We start from the raw sequence: 22,136 nt of genomic DNA on the forward strand, positions 1-22,136 counted from the left end.
GTCGAGCAGCTATCGCGGCGCCATAGGGCAACTCGGTAATGCTGAGACGACGCTATTGAATCCACCACGAAAGGGCGCTCATGAATAGATCGAGTCCCATCACCATGATGCTGGACCTTGCCTACGGCCGAGGCTTGGCGGACGGCAAAGGTTCAGCCGCAAAGGTGCCTCGGGCAGGCACCATCCGTGCGGGCGACACGCAAGCATCGATATTGGCGGTGGCTGCCGCATCGAAAGGCTGGTGGGAGAGCAGAAGACCGCAAGGCTGGACGCTTGAGCAACACCTGGCGGATCCGACCGCCGGCTGTAGCGGTATCGTGAACGACCAGGCGCTGGCACAAGCAGTCGCTGGCTGGCTGCGGCAGCACCGCTGATCATGCAGCCGCGCTCGTGCTGCGATGTGAGGCGCGCGACAACGTCTGCGGGCCTTGCCGGCGCCTCTCAAGGGCGGACGCCACAGCCGATAATGCAAATCATATTTGCACCCAATCGCGACATATGTTCAAACATAATTGAACAGGTACGTTGGACACAGGCATTGGCGGGCATCTTCCTCTGCGTCTACGCCAATGGCCCTACGCGAACACACGCAACGCGTGTTTGGTGCCGGCTTCCGTACGGGCACGGTTTGGCACCAGTACACCGATCCCACCGCCAGCGCTGACAACAACCAACCGCCTACAGGCGAGAACGGGGTAACCCCGTCTTCCGCAGCCGCATCGCCGACTTCGTCGCCGTCTACCTCGGTCACGCGGGCCTGCGCGACGACGACGGCAAGCGCCTGTCGATCGAAGGCCCGTCGCAGTTGGCGAAGAGGATCACAGGCTGGCTCCGGCTCGACAAGGTCGTCGGCCGTGACTTCCCGGTCGCGCCACCGTGACCCGTCTAGCGTCGGCTCAGCGGTGCTCTACGTTCGCTGGGGACGGCGGCTCTACGTTCTTACGCTCGGTGGAATGACTGCCGGAACACAGTTCGCCCGCATCGGGACAGCGATGCCAGCCTGCGCCGATGACCGTCGCTTGGTAGGCGCGATTGGCATTGCACAGCGCCGGGAAGCTCGGGCCGGGTGGACTGGCGCGTGGCGCTCAGCGGCCGGGCGCAGGCGCGGCTGCAGGAGCGCGCGCTGTCGCTGGGCCTTCTGCAGCGGGTGCGAGTTGTCGGGCGAGGGCCCCTCGATGGTGGTGATGCGCTTGTTCGCCACCGCCTCCAGCGGCATCGCGCACGAGCGCACAGCCGCGCCGTCCAGGTGCACCGTGCAGGCGCCGCACTGCGCCATACCGCAGCCGAACTTGGTGCCAGTCATGCCCAGGTGGTTGCGCAGTGCCCACAGCAGGGGCGTCGCGGCGTCGGCGTCGACCGCCACCGGCTTGCCGTTCAGATCAATCGGCTCGTCGTCTGTCTCCTCTCGTTGGTTCAGGCCAAGCGGCCCGCGAAATCGCGCAGGTGCTGGTTCACCGTCGCCGCAGCCTCGATCATGGGAAAGTGCCCCACGCCGGTGATGGTCTTCACCTCGCAGCGCGCGATCACCTGCCGTGCGAGGTCCATGAACGGCGTGCTGATGCCCTCCTTCAGCGGCACGCGCTTGTAGTCAGAGGTGAAGTACGTCGATTGCAGCAGCAGCGTCGGCACGGTGATCTGCTTCATGGCTTCGAGGCCGGCGGGCAGCTCCCAGCGTACGGCATCGACCAGAAGTGCCTCCGCGTAGGCCGGGTCCAGGGCCTGTGTGCGCGCCACCAGGCGTTCGCGCAGCTTCTGGTCACCGTTTTCCATCACCATCGAATCGAACTGCCTGCGGGCCCAGCCCCGGTAACCCTCGCTGGCCAGCTGGCGCCGCAGGTTCGCGTTGATGGCATCGGGCTCGCCCGAATAGACGCTGCCATCGACGAACACGAGGCCCGCGATGCCCTCCGGCGCCTGGCGATACGCCTCGCGAATGACCTTGGAGCCCATGCTGTGGCCCACCAAGATCACCCTGCGGGATCCGCTTTTCTGGCGCACCTCGTTCACCGCCTGCGCCAGGGCAGCCATGGTGGGCTCGGCCGGCATGGGCGACCGGCCGTGGCCCGGCAGGTCCATGGCGATGCAGCGGTAGCGCGGCGCCAGGCCTTCGAGCTGCGCCTGGTAGTCGTCCAGCGCGCAGGCAAACCCGTGCACGAATAGGAAAGTGGGGTCGTTGCTGCCGGCCTGCACAGCATGGAGCGGGCCGGCAGCCTGCGCCGGCAAGCCCCCGGCAAAAGCCGCGAAGCCCGCCAGGCCGGACGCGAGGAAGGAGCGTCGGGAATACTGGTTCATCGCTGCTCCTTACTTGCCGCGTCGCAGGCTGGCGATCATCTGCCCCACACGCTGCTCGTACGGTGGGTACTGGATGCCGAACTCGCTCATCAGCCGCTGGTTGTCGAACAGGTAGCCGCCGGAGACGGCCTCGCCGCCGGTGTCGTGCTCGAAGGCGATGTCCGCTTCGGGCAGGAACTTGCGGACGATGCCGGCCAACTGCCCCAGGCTGAGCGTCTCGCCGCCCGAGTTGTAGAGGGTGTGCTCGGGCTTCGGCTTCAGCGCCAGGCGCACGAAGACCTCCGCGATGTCGTCGGCGTAGACGATGCAGCGCATCCGGTCGCGATAGTCGAACAGGGACTTGCGCTCAAGCGCGGAGTTGACGATGCATTGCACGTGGTCGACCGAGCCAATCAGCTTGTCGGTACCGGCGATGTGCGCGGCACGCAGGCCCGTGATCCGCATGCCGTGCTTTTCGCGGTATTCCTTGGCCTGCCACTCGTTGAACACCTTGTGCACCGAATACTGCTTGGCCGGGCATGGCGGATCGGTCTCCAGGATAGGACGCTTACCGTAGGGTGCCTGGCTGCCGTTGACGGCGATGGAGCTCGAATACACGACGTGCGCCACGTCGGCCAGGCGCGCCGCCTCGAAGCAGTTGTCCATGCCCAGCACGTTGACCTTCATCGCCGGGCGCGGCAGGTTCTCCCGCATGTAGCTCAGGTTGATCACCGCCTGCGGCTTGTGCGTGGCCATGGCGGCGATCACGTCCTCGAACGAGGTCAGGTCCAGGTGCTGCGACTGCACCTGGCAGCCCAGGTCGCTGAAATCGGCCGTGGCGATGTCCAGGCTCACCACCTCATGGCCTTCGGCCGCCAGCAGCCGCACGACGCGGCGCCCGATGAAACCGGCGCCGCCGATCACGAATACCTTCATCACAAACCTCCGCGAGAAACCTCGGCATTCATGCCGAGGAGGGATAGCGGTACGCGTGAAGCGGTCATGCATTCGGTGTTTGGTGGCAACATGAGCCTTCCCCTATGCTGGATGAAATGACAGTTTGCGTAATTCGCCTGCGCATCAAGGACCGCCACGCCAAGTGGCTCTCTGAGCGTGCGCGCGAGGTGAACACGGTCTGGAACTACTGCAACGATCTCAGCCGCAAGGTCTGGGAGCGCGAATGGCGCTTCCTCAGCGGCTTCGACTTCTGGCCGTTCCTCAGGGGCGTCACCAAGGAAGGACTCGGCCTGCCGGTACAGACCGTGCAGGAGGTGGCTGAGCAGTACGCGGTGAAGCGTCGCACGGCCAGGAAGACGCGGCTGGCGTGGCGCAAGTCCGGCGGGGCGCGGCGCAGCCTGGGCTGGCTGCCGTTCAAGGTGCGCACCATCCGCTACGCGCACGGGCAAGTCTGCTACGCCGGCCAGTGGCTGTCGCTGTGGGACAGCTACGGGCTGGGCGGCTTCGAGTTGCGCGCCGGTTCCATCAGCGAGGATGCGCGCGGGCGCTGGTACTTGAACGTCACAGTCAACGAGCCCGACTTCGTCGGTCCGCTGCCCATGCCATCCATGAGCGACTGCGTCGGCATCGACCTGGGCTTGAAGGAGCTCGCGGCGCTGTCCAGTGGCGAGAAGGTCGCCGCGCAGCGCTTCTACCGTGACCTGGAGCCGGCGCTTGCCACCGCGCAGCGCGCGGGCAAGAAGGCGCGCACCCGGGCGATCCACGCTAAGGTCGCTAACCGGCGACGTGACCACCTTCAGAAGCTTTCCACCACCTTGGTGCGCCAGCACCGGGGCATCTTCGTTGGCAACGTCAATGCCCAAGCCCTCGCCCGCACGCATCTCGCAAAAAGCGTGCTGGACGCGGGCTGGAGCGCGTTGCGGACCATGCTGCAGTACAAGTGCGATCGCGCAGGCGTGTGGTTCCGCGAGGTCAACGAAGCGTTCTCCACCCAGACCTGTTCTTCGTGCGGCTCGATGCCGCCGGGGCGGCCGAAAGGTATCGCAGGGCTTGGAATGAGAGAGTGGACGTGCAGTGCATGCGGATCGGTCCATGACCGGGACGTCAACGCGGCACGGAACATTCTCGCGGTCGGACATGGCCGTCTCGCAGGAGGAATCACCGTCCTTCAGGGCGTGTGAGGATGTCAATTCCTTGCTCCTTGTCTTACGCAACAGCCGCTGGTTCGGCCGCCTGGGCGGCGGGCTGCGCCGCCTGCCCGGTGCCGATGTGGCGGACCGCCACGAAGGCGAAGACGATCGCCGGCCCGATGTTGATGCCGCCGCCCGGATAGAAGCCGCGCATCACGTGAGACATGTCCTGGCCGCAGGCATACAGGCCCGGGATCGGCTGCTGCGACGCATCCAGCACCTGCGAGTGGCCGTTGGCCGCTAGGCCGATGGCGGTGCCCAGCGTCGACGGATACATCCGCAGCGCCACGAAGGGCCCCTGCGTGATGGGCGCCAGGTTGGGGTTCGGCTTGCAGGCCGGGTCGCCCAGCAGGATGCTGTTGAAAGGGTTGGTCCCGCGGCGGAACTCGAGGTCCACGCCGGTGCGCGCGTAGTCGTTGTGCTTGCGCACGGTCTCGAGCAGGCCCGCGGGGTCGACGCCGATCTTGCGCGCCAGCCCTTCCAGCGTGTCGTCCATGGCGATGTAGCCGGACTTCACGTACGGCGCCAGGCTAAGGCGGAAGGGCCGGATCAGCCCGAGCCCGCGCTTCCAGACGAACTTGCGCTCGCAGATGAAGTGGAAGTGGTTGCCCTGCGCCACCCCGTTGCGGAACATCGCCTCGCCGATGTCGTGGTACGAGTTGGACTCGTTGACGAAGCGCCGGCCGTGCGCGTCGACGGCGATGATGCCGGGCTTGCCGCGGTCCAGGTAGCCGTACAGGATGGTTTCTTCGCTGCCGTCCGGGTGCCGCAGCACCGACGAGGGTTGCCACAGGCCGGGCCCGCAGACGGCGTGATCGATCGCACCGCCGATGCGCCGCGCCGCGTTGATGCCCTCGCCCACGTTGGCCTCCCAGCCGACCGAGCGGTCGTGCGGATGGCGCGGCCCGAGCTCCTCCCGCATCTTCGCGTTGTGGGGGAAGCCGCCGGTGGCCAGGACCACGCCCTGCCGGGCGCGCACGCGCTTGCGCCGGCCCTCGTGCTCCACCACCGCGCCGACTACACGCCCCTCTTCGGAGATGAGTTCGACCAGCGGCGCGCTGACCCACAGGCCGCCTTGCAGCTTGCGCAGCGTGAGGAACAGCCGCGCCACCAGGGCGTTGCCCGCGCCGATGTCGGTGCCGCGCGAATAGCGCGTGCGGTCCAGCGCATAGCGGCCGAAGGCGCCGAGCACACGCAGGAAGCCGCGCACCGACTTGAACGGATTGAGGAAGTCGTCGACCTTGCGCTTGTCGATCGACATGCCGCCCAGCAGCATCAGGCGGCGGATCGGCGGGCGCAGCAGCTCGAAATCCTTGCCCAACAGGCGGCCGTCGAAGCGCCGCGGTTCATGGGTGCGGCCGGCGCTGACGCCGCCGACCTGGTCCGCGTGGTAGTCGGGCCACTTCACGTAGTCGAAGGCCACGTCGGTGCCGTCCTGCAGCGTCGCCATCGCTTCCGGGCCGGCCTCCAGGAAGGCGTCGACCAGGTCGGCGCGGTAGTACTCGCCCAGTTCGTGCCGCAGGTAGGTGCGCGCGTTCTCGACCGAGTCGACGGCGCCGCCGGCCTTGGATTGCAGGGTGTTGGGAACCCAGGCGAAGCCGCCCGAGGTGGCCGTGGTGCCGCCGACCACCGGCATCTTTTCGCAGACCAGCACGTCCAGGCCGCGCTTGCGGGCGAAGATCGCCGTCGAGAAGCCGGCGACGCCACTGCCGAAGACCAGCACATCGGTCTCGTGGTCCCAGGAAACGTTTCCAACAGTCACTTCAAACTCCGGTCGGTGTTGGCGCCATGCCGGGTGTCGGTGGGCGCGGGTGGGTCTTCGCGCAACACGGCGCGGATGGCGGCGGGATCGACGCGGATCGCGACGCCGGCGCGTTCCTGCGGCAGCAGCATCACGCAGCGGCCGTCGCGGCGGGACCAGCCCCGGTTGACGGCCTCCTGCAGGTCCGCCAGCGCGAGGTTGGCAAAGCGCATGGGCACGCCCAGCTCGCGCCCGAGCTCGGTCGCCGCCAGCGTGTCCTTGTGCATGATGTCCAGCACGGCCTGCGGTGCGTCGTACTCGCCGGGCAGGAACTGGTCGACGAGGCCGTCGAAGGTGCGGCGGCGCCCAATCGCGCCCTGGCGCACGGCGCGCCACAGCGCCAGCGGGTCGGCGCCGGCCTTGACGCCGAGCGCGAACACTTCCGCGATCGCGGCCTGCGTCGCCTGGCTGGCGCAGTTGTGGACCAGCTTGGTCACGAGGCCGGACCCGCAGGGGCCGATGTAGGCCGGGCTGTCGGCCAGTGCGCGCAAGACGGGCTCGTGGCGCTGGTAAGCCTGCGGATCGCCGCCGACCCAGATCGCGAGCTTGCCGCGCTCGGCGCCCGGGGGACCGCCGCTGATCGGCGCATCCAGCAGGTGGGCGCCGCGCTCCGCGAACGCCGCATGCAGGCGCCGCACCAGTGCGGGCGAACTGGTCGAGGTCTCGAACCAGGCTAGGCCGGGTCTCGCGCCGGCCAGCAGGCCGTCCGGGGCCAAGCCCACCGCCTCGATCTGCGCCAGCCCGGGCAGGCAGGAGAACACCACGTCGCATTGCCGCGCAACGTCGCGCGGCGTCTGCGCGCGCACCGCGCCGGCCTGCACGAAGGGCGCGGTGGCCTCCGCGCGCGCGTCCAGCACGACCAGCGGGTAGCCGGCGGCGCGCAGCCGAGTGGCCATGGGCCGGCCCATGGCGCCAAGGCCGATGAAGCCCACCACGGGCCGGGATGCGTCGTCCATGGCTGCTCCTACTCCGCCTGGATCCCGTGTTCCGCCACCAGGCGCGACCAACGAGCGATGTCGCTGTCGATGAGCGCCTTGAGTTCCGCCGGCGACGCCCGCTGCGGCACCATGCCGATGGCCGCGAGCTTGTCGACCATGTCCTTCTGTTTCAGCAGGCCGGCCATCGCCGCGTGGATGCGGTTGACCGTGGCCGGCGCCATGCCGCCCGGCCCGACGAAGGCTGTCCAGGCCGAGAAGTCGTAGCCTGGCAAGGTCTCGGCCACCGAGGGCCAATCGGGCGCCGCAGGATTGCGCTTGGCGGAGGTGACCGCCAGCGCACGCATCTGCCCGGCCTTGCGCTGGCCGAGGGCGTTGACCATGTCGACGAAAGTCGCATCCAGAGTGCCGCCGATCACGTCGGTCAGCGCCGGCGGGATGCCTTTGTAGGGCACGTTGAGCACTTCGATGCCGGCCTGCTTGGTCATGGCACCGATCTGCCCCTGCGACAGCGTGCTGGCATGGCCGATGCTCACCTTGCCGGGATTGCGCTTGGCCAGCGCGATGAAATCGGCCAGGGACTGCGCGGGATGGCTGGCCCGCACCATCAGCACCTGGTTGGACAGGTAGCCGCCGGCGATCGGCGTGACGTCCTTGCGCGGGTCGTAGGGCAGGTTCTTCAGCACCGCGACGTTGATCGCCAGCGGCGACAGCGAGGCGAGCATGAGGGTGCTGCCATCGGGCGGGGAGCGCAGCAGGTCCTGCATGGCGATGATGCCGTTGGCCCCGGGCTTGTTGTCGACCACGATGGTCTGGCCCAGCGCGGCGCCCAGCGGCTGCGCGAAGAGGCGGGCCACCTGGTCGGTCGAGGAACCCGCGGGGTTCGGTACGACCAGGCGGATGGTGCGCCCGCCCTGGGCCAGCGCATCGAGCGCGCCGCCGGCCAGGCCGAGCGCGAGCAGTTGCAGGGTTGAACGTCGCTTCATTGGACGATGTCTCCTTGGATGTGTTCAAGGGTGGACGCGTTGCGCGTCCGGCTGGTAGACCGGCCAATAGGGGAAGAAGCTGCGCGCGCTGAACAGCCAGTGCCCCTCTACCTTGCGGAACGAATCGATGTAGTGGCCGCAGAAGGCGCCCTCGCCGACGGACGTCATGGCACAGGTGCCTTCCGCCTCGTTGCCGGCCAGGTGCGTAACCTCGTTCATGACCAGGGGGATGCGGCGAGCCGGCTGCATGCGCTCGAAGTACTCGCGCAAGGCCGCCTTGCCCTCGACGCTCTCGCCATTGCGGGCGTTCTGGAACACGCCGTCCTCGGTGAAGAGCTCGACCACTTCGTCGCGCAGGCCGCGTACCGTATACCAGCAGTAGCGGGAGCGCAGCTCGCTGATGGCGGTGCGGTCTTCCAGCGCGGTGAGCCGTTCCTCGATGCTGGCCATCATGCCTCCACGATTTCGGCCGGGACGCCGGCGGGCGCCGCTTGCGTGCCGGCCGAGGCTCCGCGCACGACGTCGACGATGGATTCGGCCTCCCCCACGGCGTCGCCGCGCCAGGCCACGTGCCCGTCGGGCCGCACCAGCACCAGGGCACGCTCGTACAGGGCGGCGATGCGTGCATCCTCGATGCGCTCGATGGCCAGCGGCACGCCGCGGCCGGCGAAGGACCGCTCCAGCGCCCGCGTGTCTGCGCCGGCGCCGAAGGCCAGCAGCACGAAGGAGCGGCCGAACAAGTCCAGCGTGGAGCGGCCGTCGGCCAGCCAGGCGTGCGGCGCTCGGGAGCCGGGGCGGGCGGTCGGCACATACACCGAGTAGTCGTCCGGCGTGGCGGGCGTGCCGTCCGGAACGCAGATCGGCGAGCCTTCGTAGCGGTGGCCGATCTGCAGCCCCAGCGACTCCCATTCGACGCGGGTGGAGTTTGCCAACCGCTGTCCGACCTCGGCACGCACGCGGGCCCCCTCAGCCGTCTGGTCGCAGACCGCGCGGGTGTCGGGCACGTCGCGCCAGGCCTTGAAGTTCTGGGTGGAGAAGCCGATGTTGCGCGCCGCGACCGGTCTGCGCTCCACCTCGTAGCTCGCCAGCAGGGCCGGGCCGGCCCAGCCCTGCAGGGCGCCCTGCAGCTTCCAGCCGAGATCCAGCACCTCCTGCATACCGGTGTTCATGCCCATGCCGCCGGTGGGCGACATCGTGTGGCCGGAGTCGCCCACCAGTAACACGCGGCCGCGGCCATAGGACTCGGCCAGCATCTCGCTGCGGCGCCACGGGTCCACCGCCAGCACCTCGAAGGCGATGTCGGCGCTGCCGAAGGCGCGGCGCACCCAGTGGGCGGCGTCGAAATCGGCCAGGTCCAGCTTCTGGTCGGAGCCCAGCACCGTCAGGCGCCAGATCTCGTTGCCGTCGACGACGGTGAGGTTGCCCCAGGTGCCTTCCGGGCCGACGAACAGGTAGCGTTCCGCCTCACCCATGCGATGCTGCCGCGCCAGGCCCGGCGCGCGGATCAGGATGTTGATGGAGTAGCTCAGGAGGCGCCCCGTCATCGGGATGCCCAACTCGGTGCGCACGGCGCTGGCCGCGCCGTCGCAGGCGAGCAGGTAGTCCGATCGGATCTCCCGGGTGGCGCCGGTGCGCGCGTCCACCACGCGGCTGGTGACGCCCGTCTCGTCTTGCGTGAATCCTTCCAGGCGGTGCAGGTGGCGCATGTCCACGTGGGGCTGCTCTTGGACGGCCGCGGCCAGGATCGGCTGCATCCACAGCTGCGGGCAGCGCTGCTTCTTCTCCGGCGTTTCCGGCGGGGTGGGCGTGTCGCGCATGCTGGGGTAAGGCTCCTTCGCCAGCAGTAGGCCATTGAGCGAGGTGCAGAACACCATCGACAGTTCGTAGTCGTCCGGGAAGCCGCAGTTGCGGATGCGATGGGCGAGGCCCCAGCGGCGCAGCAGCTCCATCGTACGAACTGCCATCAGGCCGGTGCGCGGGTGCGCGATGCTGCCATCGCCCTGCTCGATCAGCGTCGAGTCGATGCCACGCCAGGCGAGTTCGAGCGCCATGCCCAGGCCCACCGGGCCGGCGCCGACGACGAGGACAGGGGTGCAGGTGGGCTGGTCGGATGCGGGCGTGGCGGAGGACATGGGTGAGAGCACGGGTTCGTTGCAGATGCAGTGATCTTCGTTGCCGGCCCATTCACAGTCCAATGGATTGTGGAGCGATGTACTATTCAAGCCGTGAATCTGCAGACCTTCGACCTGAACCTGCTGCGCGTGTTCGCCGCGATCCACGCCGAAGGCAACGTGTCGCGCGCGGCGATGGTCGTCGGCCTGTCGCAGCCGGCCATGAGCAACGCCCTGCTGCGGCTGCGCCGGGCCTGCGACGACCCCCTGTTCGTGCGCACCGCCGACGGCATGGCGCCCACGGCGCTGGCCGACGCCATGATCGGCCCGGTGCGCGAAGCCCTGGCTCACCTGAAGCAGGCCCTGGAGCAGCGCACGGAGTTCGACCCGCGCCACCTCGAGCGCACCTTCCGCGTCCTCACTTCCGACGTTGGCGCGGCGGCCTTGCTGCCGCCGCTGATGCAGGTGCTGGAAACCGAGGCGCCCCACGTCGTGCTCGAGGCCGTGCAGCTGCCGCACGAGCAGTACGCCCGCACGCTGCAGGAGGGCCGCGCCGACCTGGCGATTGGCCACCTGCCCTTCCTCACGGCGGGCTTTCACCAGCAGCGGCTGTTCCACGACAGCTACTGCTGCATTGCGTCCGCGCAGCACCCGCAGTTGCGCGGCGAGATCAAGCTGGCGCAGTTCGTGGCGGCGCGCCACGTCGCCATCGCCTCCGGCAACGCGGATGCGCAGGTGGATCGCGAGCTCGCCCGCCGGCGCCGGCGCCGCAGCGTGGCGCTGCGTGTGGCGGAGTACCACACGGCCGTCGAAGTGGTGGCCGCCACCTCCCTCATCGCCACCGTGCCGCGGCGCGCCATGCAAGCTGCGCGCGGCCTGCAGACGATGCCCCTGCCCTTCACGCTGCCGCAGGCACATGTGCGTCAGTTCTGGCACAGCCGCGTCGACCAAGACGCGGCCAACCGCTGGCTGCGGGCGCGCCTGATGGCGCTGGAGTTCGGCGCGGCCGACGCTTGAGGCGCGCTCGCGGAGCCGTCAGCGCGGCCAGCGGGGCGCGCCCATCCGCCAGGCATTCCAGCCCGTCGACCATCCGGCGCAGCTCGCGCCAGGCGTCCTCGCGCATCGGCCGCGCCGCGGCGCTGGAAACGGTCGCTGCCTTGGCGTCTAAATCCGCCGCGCTCAGGGGGGGCTGGGGTGGCCCAGGGGCAGCTCGATGCGCATGCCATGGGCGCTGCCGTCGCCCAGCTCCACCCGCACGGCGGCGGGCGAGACCTTGCCGCTCTATTCGCGCTCGACCTCCTCGTCGACATGTGGCTCCCCCCACGCCGCCATCGTCTGCGGGTCGGTGTGCTGCAGCGCTGCCTCGAAAAAGTGCGCCAGCTGCACGCCGCCATCGACCGGTGCCGCCGCCACCGTGTAGGGGCTGCTGAACTGCGCCTGCACCACCGAGCGCGGCGCCGCCCGCAGTTACAGCGGCAGGCAGGCCGCTTCGTAGGCAAGCCGGTTCAGGCCGATGCGCACGCGCCGGATGCCCTGCATGCGGCGGCGATCGAGGCCTGCAATGCAAGCGCGGCGCTGATCGCGGTGTGGTTCGGGCGGCAGCAGGGACAAGGCTTGAAGCCGACCTGCGGGAAGGTGCAGCGGCGGCCCAGGCCATCGCGCAGCGCCTGGCTGTCGCACTGCCCGCGCAGGTAGACGCGCAGGAAACCGTCTGCGCCCTCGAAGGTTGCCTGCGGGCCCGCCGCGCGCTGGATCGGACCGCCACGCCCGCGCCACTCGCCCGAGTGGCGGCCGTTCGCCAGGGCGCTGTCCGCGCGCTCTATCAAGTACACGGTGTCGGTGCTGGAGGCGCTGTTTCGCTGGCTGGTCGAGCATCGCTACGTGCTGGCTAACCCGGTTGCCGGCATGAAGGTGAGTGGGTGCGTCCATTCGATTGCCCCTACCAGCTGTCGCTGCAAGCACCGCCTGAGGCGGCGGGCAGCTTCAACGCCACCGCGGCGGCGCGTAGCAAGCTTGTCTTCGACGGTGCAGGACGCTGCGCCACCTGCCACACCGGAACGCCCTTCACCGATGCCAATTCGTTGCTGCACCTGCCATCCCGTCAGCCGGTGACTACACTTCCGCTCGCCGAAGCCGGCGGCGTCCCATCACCGACTTGCCCCGCACGCGCGGGCCAGACAGCATCACGCTCGGGCCGTGCATGGCGTTGCTCATCCACAGCTGGCCTGGATGCGCGAAGGCGAAGCGCCATCGGTCCTGGTCGCCGGGGCCGTCCTGCGCGGTGCGGTCCATCAGCCCGGCACGCTGTAGCAGCCGATGCACCGTCAAAGCCGCGGGTCCAGCTGACTCGGGGGGGTCGGTCCCAGGGCAGCGATCAGTTGCGTAATCGACAGATGCGGCTGCTCTTGCTTGAGGCTCAGCAGAACGTCGGCTGTGGCCTGTGACTGCGCGCGTGACCGCACCGAACGCACCGGCCCTTCGGGAAAAGCGTGTCGAAGCCGCCACTCCGGTAGTCCTTGAGCCAGTGGCGCAAGGTCTCCGCCGCCACCCGGGTGCGGCTGCTGGCCGGGATGACGCGGTAGATCACGGCTTTCTGTCAGCGCCGCCCGAATATTGGCTCAGCCGCGGTTTGCATGACGCCACCGCGGGGCAACGCATGACTTCAGCGCTATTGGTACTTGATGGTGTATCGCCATGGTGCTGGATCTCCTGGTACAGGTGCTGCGTGCGGTTGGCAAGCGCATGACAGGCTGGCAGTGCGACGGAGCGCGGCTGCCGGTCAGTGCCATCAGCACTGTGAAGAGTGCCGCCTGCCCGGCAGGCGGACTTCGCAGCCGCTGGGTGCACGGGCTTTACCACCGGTTGCTGGCCCAGTGTCCCTGCCTGGGGCACCCGGCTCCCATTGACATGCAAGCGCGACGCTTGCCTGTGCCGCAACCGGGCATGACCACGGCGCACGTTGGAGCAGTTGGCCTGGCCACACCAGCGCGGCACCAGTCGGCTCGACGCGGCCCGCCGCTGCATCGCACTGGGCTCGGGTGCCCTGGTGCAAGACGGGTGCTGGAAGAGGAGCAAGCCGCTACCCGAGGCCAGAGTTCATGGTTCCTGAAAACCGGCTTCCAGAAATCGCCATGGACGCGCCCCAGAGGCTTTCCTAGACTGCTCCGAAGCAGCCGCAATGCCAGGAGACACATGAACGAAGCCCCGAGGCCCGAGCCCCAACGCATCCCCATGCACATCGGTGGCACCTGGCGCGACGCCGAGCACTACCAGGAGGTTCGCGACCCGTACCGCGGAGAGGTAGTCGCCCTCGCTCCCATGGCCACGGCGCGCGACTGCGACGACGCGCTGCGCGCTGCGCATGACGCCCGCGCAATCATGGCTGCCATCCCTGGTCACGAGCGTGCCGCCCTGCTGCGACGGGCGGCCGACAAGTTGACTCAGCGCGTCGACCCCATCGCCCGTGCCATGACGCGCGAGACCGGCAAGGCGCTGCGCGACTCCATCGTCGAGACCCAGCGCACTGCCGATCTGCTGCGCCTGTGCGCCGAGGAGGCCATACGCATCCAGGGCGAGCACATTCCGATGGACGGGACCACCATCGGCGCCGGCAAGCTCGCCTTCATGATGCGTTACCCGGTCGGCGTGGTGGCCGCTATCACGCCGTTCAACAGCCCCGTCAACTTGGCCGCGCACAAGGTCGGTCCCGCGCTGGCCGCTGGCAACTGCGTGGTGCTCAAGCCATCGCCCAAGGCACCGTTGTGCGTGCACCTGTTCATCGAAGCGTTGCTGGAAGCTGGCGTACCGGCCGGCGCGGTGAACACGCTCTACGGCGACGCGGTCGCGCCGCAACTGGTGAAGGATGTGCGGGTCGACTTCGTGAGCTTCACCGGCTCCGTGCGCGTCGGCAAGCTGATCCGCAATGCAGTGGGCATGAAACGTGTCGCGCTGGAGCTTGGCGGCGTGGGCCCTACCTTCGTGCACCACGATGCCGATGTGCTCGCTGCTGCCAAGGCCAGTGCTCGAAATGCCATGGCCTTGGCCGGACAGAGCTGCGCCTCGGTGCAGAACGTGTTCGTGCACCGCAAGGTCCACGACCGCTTCCTGGACGCCTTGTGCGCCGAGATGGACATCATTCGCTTGGGCGACCCGCTGGATTTAGCTACCGAGGTCGGCACGCTGATTGACGAGGAAGCCGCCCGCCGCGTCGAAGCCATGCTCGAAGGTGCGGTAGCCAGCGGCGCGCGCGCCGTGCGCGGCTGGAAGCGCGAGGGTGCGCAGCTGACCGGCACCATCCTCACCGGCGTGCAGCCGGAGATGCCGGCGGTGTGCGAGGAGATCTTCGGACCGGCCATGAGCGTGCAGCCCTACGAGGACATCGATCCCCTGTTCAAGGCCATCAGCGCTAGCCCGCTAGGCCTGCAAGCCGGCATCTTCACCAATTCGCTGGACTTGGCGCTGGCCGCCATGCGCAACTTGCGTACCGGAGGCGTGATCGTCAACGCAACCTCGCGCTGGCGCTCCGACCAGATGCCTTACGGCGGCGTGAAGGATAGCGGCATGGGCCGCGAGGGCCCGAAGTTCTCAATTCGCGACATGACCGAGGAACGACTCTTCGTCCTCAACTGAACGCCGATAGCCTGCAGATCAGATCGGCGCACGAAGGGCCTGCTGCAGTCGGATCACCCTCCAGGCAGGACTGATCCGTTGACGACATCTCACTGCGCCTCTCTGCACCCACGAACAGGTACATCCTCAACCGAGGAGTCGTCCTTGAACTGGCCGCGCTCGGCGCCGGCCACCGTGTCGGGCGCACCTGCAATGCGGCGCCCACGGCGGTCTTTTTGAAAGCTGCCCCGATCGCCGCTGTAGGCGGCCGGGCTGCGCGGCAGCGCGAACGTATCAACAGTCAGCCAGGAGAACACCATGCGGATGACCGCAGCAGTCATGTACGAGCAGGGCCTGCCGGCGCCCTTCGCCCAGAGCCGGCCCTTCCGCATCGAGGAAGTCGAGCTGGAAGGGCCGGGCGAAGGCGAAGTGCTGGTGGAGATCCGCGGCGCCGGCCTGTGCCACTCCGACCTGTCGGTGGTGGAGGGCTTGCGCAAGCGGCCGCTACCGATCGTTGGCGGCCACGAAGGAGCCGGCATCGTGCGGGAAGTCGGCCGCGGCGTCACGGAGTGCCAGCCGGGCGATCACGTGGCCATGGCCGCCGTGGCAGGCTGCGGCAAGTGCCGAACCTGCGTGTCGGGCCGCCCCGGCCTGTGCCAGGCCGTGAGCGGCGCCCGCAACGAAGGCTTGCTGGCTACCGGCGCTCGCCGCCTGCGCCTGCTCGATGGCGGCCGGCTCAACCACTACAGCGGCATCTCCGTGTACGCGCAGTACGCCGTGGTGGTGCCACAGGCACTCGTGAAGCTGCCCAAGGACGTGCCTTTCGACGTCGGCGCGCTGTTCGGCTGCGCCGTTGTCACCGGCGCCGGTGCGGTGTTCAACAGCGCCAAGGTGCGGCAAGGTGCCTCGGTGGCCGTCATCGGCCTGGGTGGTGTCGGCCTGACGGCGGTGATGGCGGCGCGCGAGGCCGGAGCTTCGAAGATCATTGGCATCGACGTGCTGCCAGGCAAGTTCGATCTCGCCCGCGCCGTGGGCGCCACCGATTGCGTCGATGCGCGCGATCCGCACGTGGTGCAGCAGGTGCTGGACCTTACCGATGGCGGCGTCGACTTCGCCTTCGAGGTCTCCGGCAACTTGTCGGCCCTGGAGATGGCGCAGAAGATCACGGTGCGCGGCGGCGAGGTGGTGGGCGTCGGGCTTGGCAAGGCCACCGCTACCTTCACCGTGGCCCACCTGCCCTGGGTGGCCGAGGAGAAAGTGCTGCGCGGCTCAATGATGGGCGGCGGCGTGCCGCAGGATGACATTCCACGCTATGCCGACCTGTACCTGCGCGGGCGGCTGCCGGTCGACCGGCTTCGTAGCGACCACATCGGCTTCGACCAGCTCAACGAAGGTTTCGACCTGCTGCACGGCGGCGGCGTGGTGCGTCAGATCCTGCTGCCGCACGGAGCTTGACGATGGCCGCCCTGCCCGAGTACGAGCTCTACGCGATCCGCTATGCGCGCCGGCCCGCGATGCGCCGCGACCATTTTCTCCTCGGCGATCCACACGAGGCTGCGATGGACATGGACTATTTCGTCTGGGTGGCCGTCGGTAAGGAGAGCAGCATCGTCGTCGACATGGGCTTCTCGCGGGAGACGGCCAAGCGGCGCAACCGCGAGTTCCTGCGCTGCCCGGTTGAGTCGCTGAAGCTGGTCGGGGTCGATCCAGACGCCGTGCGCGACGTCGTGGTCACCCACCTGCACTACGACCACGCCGGGAACTTCCAACGCTTCCCGGCAGCACGCTTCCACCTCCAGGAGCCGGAGATCCGTTTCGCCACGGGCCGATCGATGTGCAGCGCCTTCTTTCGCCTGCCCTACGAGGTGGAAGACATCGTTGACGTGGTGCGCCTCACCTACGCCGAACGGGTGAGCTTCCACGACGGCCCGTTCGAGCTGACGCCCGGCATCGAACTGCAACCGCTGCGCGGCCACACGCCTGGCCTGCAGGCGGTGCGCGTGCACACCCGGCGGGGCTGGGTGCTGCTGCTGTCCGACGCCGCGCACTACTTCGAGAACGTGGTGCACCGGCGACCGTTCCCGCTGGTGGTGGACGTGCCGCAAATGATGGATTCGTTCGACCGCGCACGCCAACTCGCGGGCGGTTTGGACCGGTTGGTACCCGGGCACGATCCGTTGGTGCTGGAGATGTATCCGCCTCCGCGTCCCGAACTGAAAGGGGCGGTGGCCCGGCTGGATGTGGAACCCGACATGGCGGTGCTGGAAGCCCGCCTTTCGCAGTGACGCAGCAACCCAGGAGACATCCTTGCGACGCAAAGCTCTGGTCCTCGCCGCGGCCTCACTGCTGGCCTTCAGCGGCGTGCACGCTGAGGGCGCCTACCCCAACCGCCCCATCAAGATGATCGCGACGGTGGCTCCCGGGTCCGCCGGCGACACCATGGCTCGCCGCGTCGGCGAGCCTCTCGGCAAGCTCCTTGGCCAACCGCTGGTGGTGGAGAACAAGCCCGGCGCACAGGGCGCTATCGCCTCGCGCGCCGCTGCCAAGGCCCCGGCGGACGGCTACACGCTGCTGCTGGCCGGCAACTCCTCGCATGCCGCGAGCGTGCACACGATGAAGGACCTGGGCTACGACCCGATCAAGGACTTCACCCCGCTCACCCAACTCTCGCTGAATCCGCTGCTGCTGGTGGTGAACGCGGAGCTGCCGGTGAAGAACCTGCAGGAGTTCCTGCGCTACGCCCGTGAGAAGAACGGCAAGCTGAATTACGGCATCGGCAACTCCGGCACCCTGGTGGCCGCGCAGCTCCTGAAGGTCCAGGGTGGCTTCGAAGCCGTGGGCGTCAACTACGCTGGCACGCTCCAGGCCACCACGGACCTGCTCGGCGGTCGGTTGGACTTCATGATGAATGACCCGGTGGTGGCCGCCGCCCACCTGCAAAGCGGCAAGCTGCGCGTGCTTGGCATCACCTCGCGCCAGCGCTTGGCCAGCATGCCGGACGTCGCACCGCTGGCCGAGTTGGGGCTTCCCGATTACGACTATGCGTCCTGGATTGCGGTCTACGCACCGGCGGGGCTGCCGCGCGACATCGGCCAGCGCCTCCACCAAGGTCTTCTGAAGGCAATGGCCGATCCCGAGATGGCGAAATACCTTGCCAGCGCGGGAATGATTCCCGCCACATCGTCCAGCCCCGATCGCCTGATGACCTTCAACCAGGAGCAGATCGGCCTGTGGGGCCGCTGGGTAAAGGACGCTGGCATCAAGCCGCAATGACCGAGGGACGAAGACGGTCCGACATCACCAGGTCCCTCTTGACACCAACCGCAACGAAGGAGAATCCCATGCCCAATGCTGAACTACTCGCCCGCGGACGCGCGGTCCGCCGCGAACTCGTCGGTGATGTCTGTGCCGACAAGCTTGATCGCGAGGTCTACACCGACAAGCACATGGAAAAATTCGGCGACGTCTGCCAGGAGGTCCTGTTTGCGCAGCTATGGACGCGCGACGGCCTGGACTTGAAGACACGCTCGCTGATCACCATGATCTGTGACACTGCTCAAGGCAGCACGGACGCCCTGGCGCTGCACGTGCGGTTTTGCCGCAACCATGGCTGGAGTGAGGACGAAATCATCGAGGGGCTGATCCACTGCTGGCCCTACATCGGGGTCCCGCGCGCCCGCGCCGCGCTGGTGGTGGCGACCCGGGTCTTCAATGAATTGCAGTCCGAATCCGCCAGCGCGAAACAGCTGTGAATCCATTGCGCCACTGCATACGCGCCAGCCTGGCATGACGTCCCTCCACTTACCCACCGTCGGATTCATCGGCCTTGGCCTCATGGGCGCCCCGATGGCCACCAACCTGCAGCGCGCTGGCTATCCGCTCGTCGTCAACGACCTCCGGCGCGAGGCGGCGCGGGTGCATTGCGACGCGGGCGCGGTGTGGGCCGAAACGCCGTGCGCGCTCGCGGCGCAGTGCGACGTGGTCTTCACGTGTCTGCCTGGCCTGGCCGTGATCGAATCCGTCGTGCTGGGACCGCAGGGCGTGCTGGCCGGCATGCGACCCGGCAACGCACTGTTCGAGATGTCGACCAGCACCCCGGAACTGGTGCAGCGGCTGCATGCAGCCTGCAGCGAACGCGGCGCGCATTTCCTCGACGCACCCGTGAGCGGCGGCCCGGCCGGCGCTGCGCGGGCGCAACTGGCCATCTGGGTCGGTGGCGTCGCCGCGGCCTACCGGCGCTTCGAGCCGGTCCTGCGCGCCATGGGCGACAGCCCGGTGCACGTGGGCGCGGCGGGCAGCGGGCTGGTCACGAAACTGGTCCACAACTGCATCAGCCAGGCAACACAGGCGGCCATCGTTGAGGGTTTCGTGCTGGGCGTCAAGGCCGGCGCCGACCCGCTGGCCTTGTGGAAGGCGGTGCGCCAGGGCGCCATCGGCCGCCGCCGCACCTTTGACGGCCTGGTCGACGAGATCCTGCCGGCACAGTTCGACACGCCCAATGCGGTGTTGCCCATCATGTACAAGGACTTGCTGGTTGCCACCGGTCTGGCCCGCAACCTGGGCGTACCGATGCGCTTTGCCAACCTGGCGCTGGCGGACCTGCAAGAGGCGGTGAACCGCGGCTGGTCAGCCCGAGACGGCCGCTGCGTGGCACTGCTGCCACAGGAGCGCGCCGGTGTGCGCATCCAGGTGGATCCGGCCGCGATTCGCGAGGTGCTGCTCGAGGACCCGCCCGCTGGCGGGTCTGAGTCTGCCTAGACATCTGGCCCTAGCCCAGCATTGGCGGGGGCTTTGGCTTTTCGGCGTGCATATTCCAATCAAGCAAGGAGACCCAATGAAACTGCTGCGTTACGTCTTGGTCGGGCTGCTGCTCTGTGCCGGGTCATCCTGGTCACAGACTTTTCCGGACAAGTCCAGGCCGCTACGTATCATCGTGCCCTCCGGTGCCACGAGCACGGCCGATCTACTGGCCCGTGCTTACGAGCGTGGCATCAACGAAGTGTCCGGGCTGAGCGTCGTGGTTGAGAACAAGCCCGGCGCTGAAGGCGTCATCGGTGTACAGGCGGCCAAGGCAGCACCGCCGGACGGATACACCATCATGATGACCAGCAACTCGACGCAAGTGCTCAACGTGCTGATGCTGCGGAACATTCCCTACGATCCCGTGGCCGACTTCGTCCCTCTTGCGGGGGCCGGCACCATACCGCTGGTCATGTACGTTGGAGCGGCGAGTCCGTTCAGGACGGCACAGGAGTTCGTTGCCGCGGCACGTGCAAACCCCGGGAAGTACTCGTTCGGAAGCTTTTCGACCACCGGTCGGATGGCAGCGGAGATGCTGGAGCAGTATGGCGGGATCAGGTTGCTGCCGGTGCCTTACAAGACACAGAGCGAAGTCCTCACTGCCGTGAGCTCCGGCGAGTTGGACATGGCGTTCGCAACGGTATTGAGCGCGAACGCGTTCAACAACTCCGGAAGGATTCGAGCGTTGGGGGTGAGCAGCACGTCGCGCCTGAAGGATCTGCCCAATGTGCCGACCCTGCGGGAACAAGGACTTCCCAATTACTCGTTCACATCCTGGCTTGCCACCTATGCACCGGCTAAGACATCCCCGGCAATCTCAAGTGCGCTGCTTGACATCCTGCAGAAGGCATCCAAGACCACAGTCGTGCTGGAAGCGCTTGCCAAGTACGGCATCGAGCCTCTGAACCTGTCCGGAGAGCAATTGACCACGATGCAACGCGCGGAAGTAGAGAAGTGGGGCAAGCTCGTGAAAAGCCAGCGGCCGTAGCGATCCGGCAGCCTCGACGACTTGCCTGAAAACAGCGCGCGAAAGAGGTTGTGCGAGCGGATTAGGATGACGTATCGAACTAATCCGAGGCGAACCTGGAGGCGACTATGCTCATTGATCTTGTGCCGCTGCGGACCTTTGTCGCTGCCGCCGAGGAGCAGCATCTCACCCGCGCGGCCGAACGGTTGCATATCAGCGTGTCAGCGGCAAGTGCGCACGTGCGCGCCATTGAAAGCATGGTGCAAACCCAGCTGTTCGTTCGCACCAACCGCAACCTCGAACTCACCCGTGCAGGCCAGCTCTTGTTTCGCAAGGCCAAGGCGCTCCTGAACGAGGCAACGCTGTTCACCTCATTCGCGCTCGAGGTCCACGGCAAGGTCGAAGGACAGCTGGTGATCGGCTCGGACAACGAGCCCACCATCAGCAGAATCGGCCAGACCGTGGCCGCATTGCGAGCGGCGCATCCATTGGTCCAAGTGGAGCTGCATGCGCGGTTGACGAACAGCGCACGGCATGGACTCAAGACGGGTGAGCTGGATCTGGGATTGCTCATCGACCCTCCGGCCGATCCGGATTTCGTCTACTACAAGCTCAGGACCGTGGCGTTCCGAGTGGCCGGTTCTGCGGCCTGGAAAGAGAAGATTGAAAGTGCGAGTTGGGCTGAGCTTGCGAGCCTGCCATGGATCGCCCCAGTTGAACGCAGCCCCTCGTATTCCACGATGCTGCGCACGATGTTCGAGGCGCGTAGTCTTGAACCCGATATCGTCGCCCGCTTCAACAGTCCGGTGCTCGGCCGCGCCATGCTTGATGCCGGTGTGGGTCTCATGCTCGTGCGCGAGGAGCACGTCGTGCACGGGCTTGCTCAAGGCAGCATTGCGGCCTCTCCCATTGCCCGTGCGGAATTCCCTCTCTTGCTCGCGCACCTGATCAACCGTGCCAACGACCCGCTGATCGGCGCCTTCCTTGTTGCCGCACGCAATGTCTGGCCGGACATGTGCCCTGTGAGCCATGAACGCCAGTGATCTCGGGACGCTTGCTGCACCCCGATCACCGTAGCTCCGGCCGACGAGAGGAACCTGGGAAGGTCTAAGAAAGGCCAGGACAACGCTGCAGGCGGTGCAAGGCGCGGTAAACCATGTTGTCGAGTTCGTCCTTGGTCTGCGCCGTGGTTGATTGGCCTTGCCGTTGCTGTCGCGACGGTATTTCGAGGCGCCTGACGGCAGGGGTTTCGGGCGCATGGCAGCGCTCGTCGATAGGCCCGAGTTCGGCCCTTTCATCCCGAATGGCTTTCCAGCTGTGTTCACGCGACGAAGTGACGCAGCGTTGCGCGATCAGGTGTGGTGCATTCGGCGGCGTGGCCAGGACTGGCGTTCCTTCAGGCCTTCAATTTGACTCCGCACTCTGGGATGCAGGCCACTGCATCCGCAAGTTTGGCGCAGTCCAGGCCCTGTGCTGTTGCCACATTCGTCGGACACCGGTATCAAAAGCC

22 protein-coding genes and 2 pseudogenes are annotated in these 22,136 nt (G+C 67.5%); 12 read left to right on the forward strand and 12 right to left on the reverse strand.

Annotated features, from left to right (window positions below):
• The first annotated feature begins 80 nt into the window (after window positions 1-80).
• The gene (locus H537_RS53610; RefSeq protein ID WP_156902040.1) at window positions 81-374 is read left to right on the forward strand and encodes a hypothetical protein; all 294 of its coding nucleotides are present in this window, start codon (window positions 81-83) and stop codon (window positions 372-374) included.
• 758 nt (window positions 375-1,132) lie between these two features.
• Here the strand turns inward: H537_RS53610 and H537_RS55960 are convergent.
• The 3 genes and pseudogenes from H537_RS55960 to H537_RS0130795 all read right to left on the reverse strand — a co-directional run.
• Window positions 1,133-1,384 (reverse strand): annotated as a pseudogene (locus H537_RS55960) ((2Fe-2S)-binding protein); the annotation flags it as partial.
• A gap of 29 nt (window positions 1,385-1,413) precedes the next feature.
• Entirely contained in the window at window positions 1,414-2,292 is an 879-nt protein-coding gene (locus H537_RS0130790) for an alpha/beta fold hydrolase (RefSeq protein WP_029000954.1), read from the reverse strand.
• A gap of 9 nt (window positions 2,293-2,301) precedes the next feature.
• The gene (locus H537_RS0130795; RefSeq protein WP_029000955.1) at window positions 2,302-3,207 is read right to left on the reverse strand and encodes an NAD-dependent epimerase/dehydratase family protein; all 906 of its coding nucleotides are present in this window, start codon (window positions 3,205-3,207) and stop codon (window positions 2,302-2,304) included.
• Between the two features lie 104 nt (window positions 3,208-3,311).
• Here H537_RS0130795 and H537_RS0130800 point away from each other — a divergent pair, with 104 nt between their 5' ends.
• Window positions 3,312-4,409 carry an RNA-guided endonuclease InsQ/TnpB family protein gene (locus tag H537_RS0130800; RefSeq protein ID WP_029000956.1) on the forward strand — a complete coding sequence of 366 codons (1,098 nt, stop codon included), beginning with the start codon at window positions 3,312-3,314 and terminating at the stop codon, window positions 4,407-4,409.
• A gap of 25 nt (window positions 4,410-4,434) precedes the next feature.
• On the opposite strand, the gene H537_RS0130805 is transcribed toward H537_RS0130800, so the two are convergent.
• From H537_RS0130805 to H537_RS46470, 5 genes are read right to left on the reverse strand one after another with little or no spacing between them, the layout of a single operon-like run.
• Window positions 4,435-6,180 carry an FAD-dependent oxidoreductase gene (locus tag H537_RS0130805; RefSeq protein WP_029000957.1) on the reverse strand — a complete coding sequence of 582 codons (1,746 nt, stop codon included), beginning with the start codon at window positions 6,178-6,180 and terminating at the stop codon, window positions 4,435-4,437.
• The gene (locus H537_RS46460) at window positions 6,177-7,175 is read right to left on the reverse strand and encodes an NAD(P)-dependent oxidoreductase (protein WP_064736074.1); all 999 of its coding nucleotides are present in this window, start codon (window positions 7,173-7,175) and stop codon (window positions 6,177-6,179) included. The genes H537_RS0130805 and H537_RS46460 overlap by 4 nt, the downstream gene beginning before the upstream one ends.
• Window positions 7,176-7,183: 8 nt before the next feature.
• The gene (locus tag H537_RS0130815; protein WP_029000958.1) at window positions 7,184-8,140 is read right to left on the reverse strand and encodes a Bug family tripartite tricarboxylate transporter substrate binding protein; all 957 of its coding nucleotides are present in this window, start codon (window positions 8,138-8,140) and stop codon (window positions 7,184-7,186) included.
• Window positions 8,141-8,164: 24 nt separating this feature from the next.
• On the reverse strand, window positions 8,165-8,590 hold the full coding sequence (locus H537_RS49875; protein ID WP_029000959.1) for a nuclear transport factor 2 family protein: 426 nt from the start codon (window positions 8,588-8,590) through the stop codon (window positions 8,165-8,167).
• A complete protein-coding gene (locus tag H537_RS46470) occupies window positions 8,590-10,272 on the reverse strand; it encodes an FAD-dependent oxidoreductase (RefSeq protein WP_051243811.1) in 1,683 nt (560 codons plus the stop codon). Before H537_RS46470 ends, H537_RS49875 begins: the two co-directional genes overlap by 1 nt.
• A 93-nt stretch (window positions 10,273-10,365) precedes the next feature.
• Between H537_RS46470 and H537_RS46475 the strand changes: the two genes are divergently transcribed.
• A complete protein-coding gene (locus tag H537_RS46475) occupies window positions 10,366-11,268 on the forward strand; it encodes a LysR family transcriptional regulator (RefSeq protein WP_051243727.1) in 903 nt (300 codons plus the stop codon).
• A gap of 264 nt (window positions 11,269-11,532) precedes the next feature.
• Here H537_RS46475 and H537_RS57110 read toward each other — a convergent pair whose 3' ends face one another.
• Both H537_RS57110 and H537_RS57115 read right to left on the reverse strand, forming a co-directional pair.
• The gene (locus tag H537_RS57110; RefSeq protein WP_156902041.1) at window positions 11,533-11,697 is read right to left on the reverse strand and encodes a hypothetical protein; all 165 of its coding nucleotides are present in this window, start codon (window positions 11,695-11,697) and stop codon (window positions 11,533-11,535) included.
• A gap of 59 nt (window positions 11,698-11,756) precedes the next feature.
• Window positions 11,757-12,083: an MmgE/PrpD family protein gene (locus tag H537_RS57115; RefSeq protein ID WP_043460771.1), complete on the reverse strand. Its 327-nt coding sequence runs from the start codon at window positions 12,081-12,083 to the stop codon at window positions 11,757-11,759.
• Between H537_RS57115 and H537_RS55970 the strand changes: the two are divergent.
• Window positions 11,989-12,192: pseudogene (locus H537_RS55970) on the forward strand (integrase); the annotation flags it as partial. The gene H537_RS57115 and the pseudogene H537_RS55970 sit on opposite strands and share 95 nt — an antisense overlap.
• 171 nt (window positions 12,193-12,363) lie before the next feature.
• On the opposite strand, the gene H537_RS0130845 reads toward H537_RS55970, so the two are convergent.
• Window positions 12,364-12,543 (reverse strand): hypothetical protein, encoded by a 180-nt coding sequence (locus H537_RS0130845; protein ID WP_169517121.1) that lies wholly within the window; start codon window positions 12,541-12,543, stop codon window positions 12,364-12,366.
• A 402-nt stretch (window positions 12,544-12,945) separates the two neighbouring features.
• On the opposite strand from H537_RS0130845, the gene H537_RS0130850 reads away from it, so the two are divergent.
• Complete coding sequence (locus H537_RS0130850; RefSeq protein ID WP_238446870.1) at window positions 12,946-14,880, forward strand: aldehyde dehydrogenase family protein; 1,935 nt, start codon at window positions 12,946-12,948, stop codon at window positions 14,878-14,880.
• 89 nt (window positions 14,881-14,969) lie between these two features.
• On the opposite strand, the gene H537_RS46485 is transcribed toward H537_RS0130850, so the two are convergent.
• Window positions 14,970-15,179 carry a hypothetical protein gene (locus tag H537_RS46485; protein ID WP_043460777.1) on the reverse strand — a complete coding sequence of 70 codons (210 nt, stop codon included), beginning with the start codon at window positions 15,177-15,179 and terminating at the stop codon, window positions 14,970-14,972.
• On the opposite strand from H537_RS46485, the gene H537_RS0130855 reads away from it, so the two are divergent.
• The 7 genes from H537_RS0130855 (at window position 15,178) to H537_RS0130885 (ending at window position 21,669) form a co-directional block, all read left to right on the forward strand.
• Window positions 15,178-16,314: a zinc-binding dehydrogenase gene (locus tag H537_RS0130855; protein WP_029000963.1), complete on the forward strand. Its 1,137-nt coding sequence runs from the start codon at window positions 15,178-15,180 to the stop codon at window positions 16,312-16,314. The two genes, H537_RS46485 and H537_RS0130855, sit on opposite strands and share 2 nt — an antisense overlap.
• Before the next feature lie 2 nt (window positions 16,315-16,316).
• Window positions 16,317-17,144, forward strand: a complete 828-nt coding sequence (locus tag H537_RS46490; protein ID WP_051243733.1) for an N-acyl homoserine lactonase family protein — start codon at window positions 16,317-16,319, stop codon at window positions 17,142-17,144.
• A gap of 22 nt (window positions 17,145-17,166) precedes the next feature.
• Window positions 17,167-18,132: a Bug family tripartite tricarboxylate transporter substrate binding protein gene (locus H537_RS0130865; RefSeq protein WP_029000964.1), complete on the forward strand. Its 966-nt coding sequence runs from the start codon at window positions 17,167-17,169 to the stop codon at window positions 18,130-18,132.
• Between the two features lie 68 nt (window positions 18,133-18,200).
• On the forward strand, window positions 18,201-18,611 hold the full coding sequence (locus H537_RS0130870; protein ID WP_029000965.1) for a carboxymuconolactone decarboxylase family protein: 411 nt from the start codon (window positions 18,201-18,203) through the stop codon (window positions 18,609-18,611).
• A 34-nt stretch (window positions 18,612-18,645) separates the two neighbouring features.
• On the forward strand, window positions 18,646-19,617 hold the full coding sequence (locus H537_RS46495; protein ID WP_043460778.1) for an NAD(P)-dependent oxidoreductase: 972 nt from the start codon (window positions 18,646-18,648) through the stop codon (window positions 19,615-19,617).
• 76 nt (window positions 19,618-19,693) lie between these two features.
• Entirely contained in the window at window positions 19,694-20,647 is a 954-nt protein-coding gene (locus H537_RS0130880) for a Bug family tripartite tricarboxylate transporter substrate binding protein (protein WP_043460779.1), read from the forward strand.
• Window positions 20,648-20,754: 107 nt separating this feature from the next.
• Window positions 20,755-21,669: a LysR family transcriptional regulator gene (locus H537_RS0130885; protein WP_029000967.1), complete on the forward strand. Its 915-nt coding sequence runs from the start codon at window positions 20,755-20,757 to the stop codon at window positions 21,667-21,669.
• The last annotated feature ends 467 nt before the right edge of the window (window positions 21,670-22,136 follow it).

Source organism: Azohydromonas australica DSM 1124, assembly GCF_000430725.1.
Lineage (GTDB): Bacteria > Pseudomonadota > Gammaproteobacteria > Burkholderiales > Burkholderiaceae_C > Azohydromonas > Azohydromonas australica.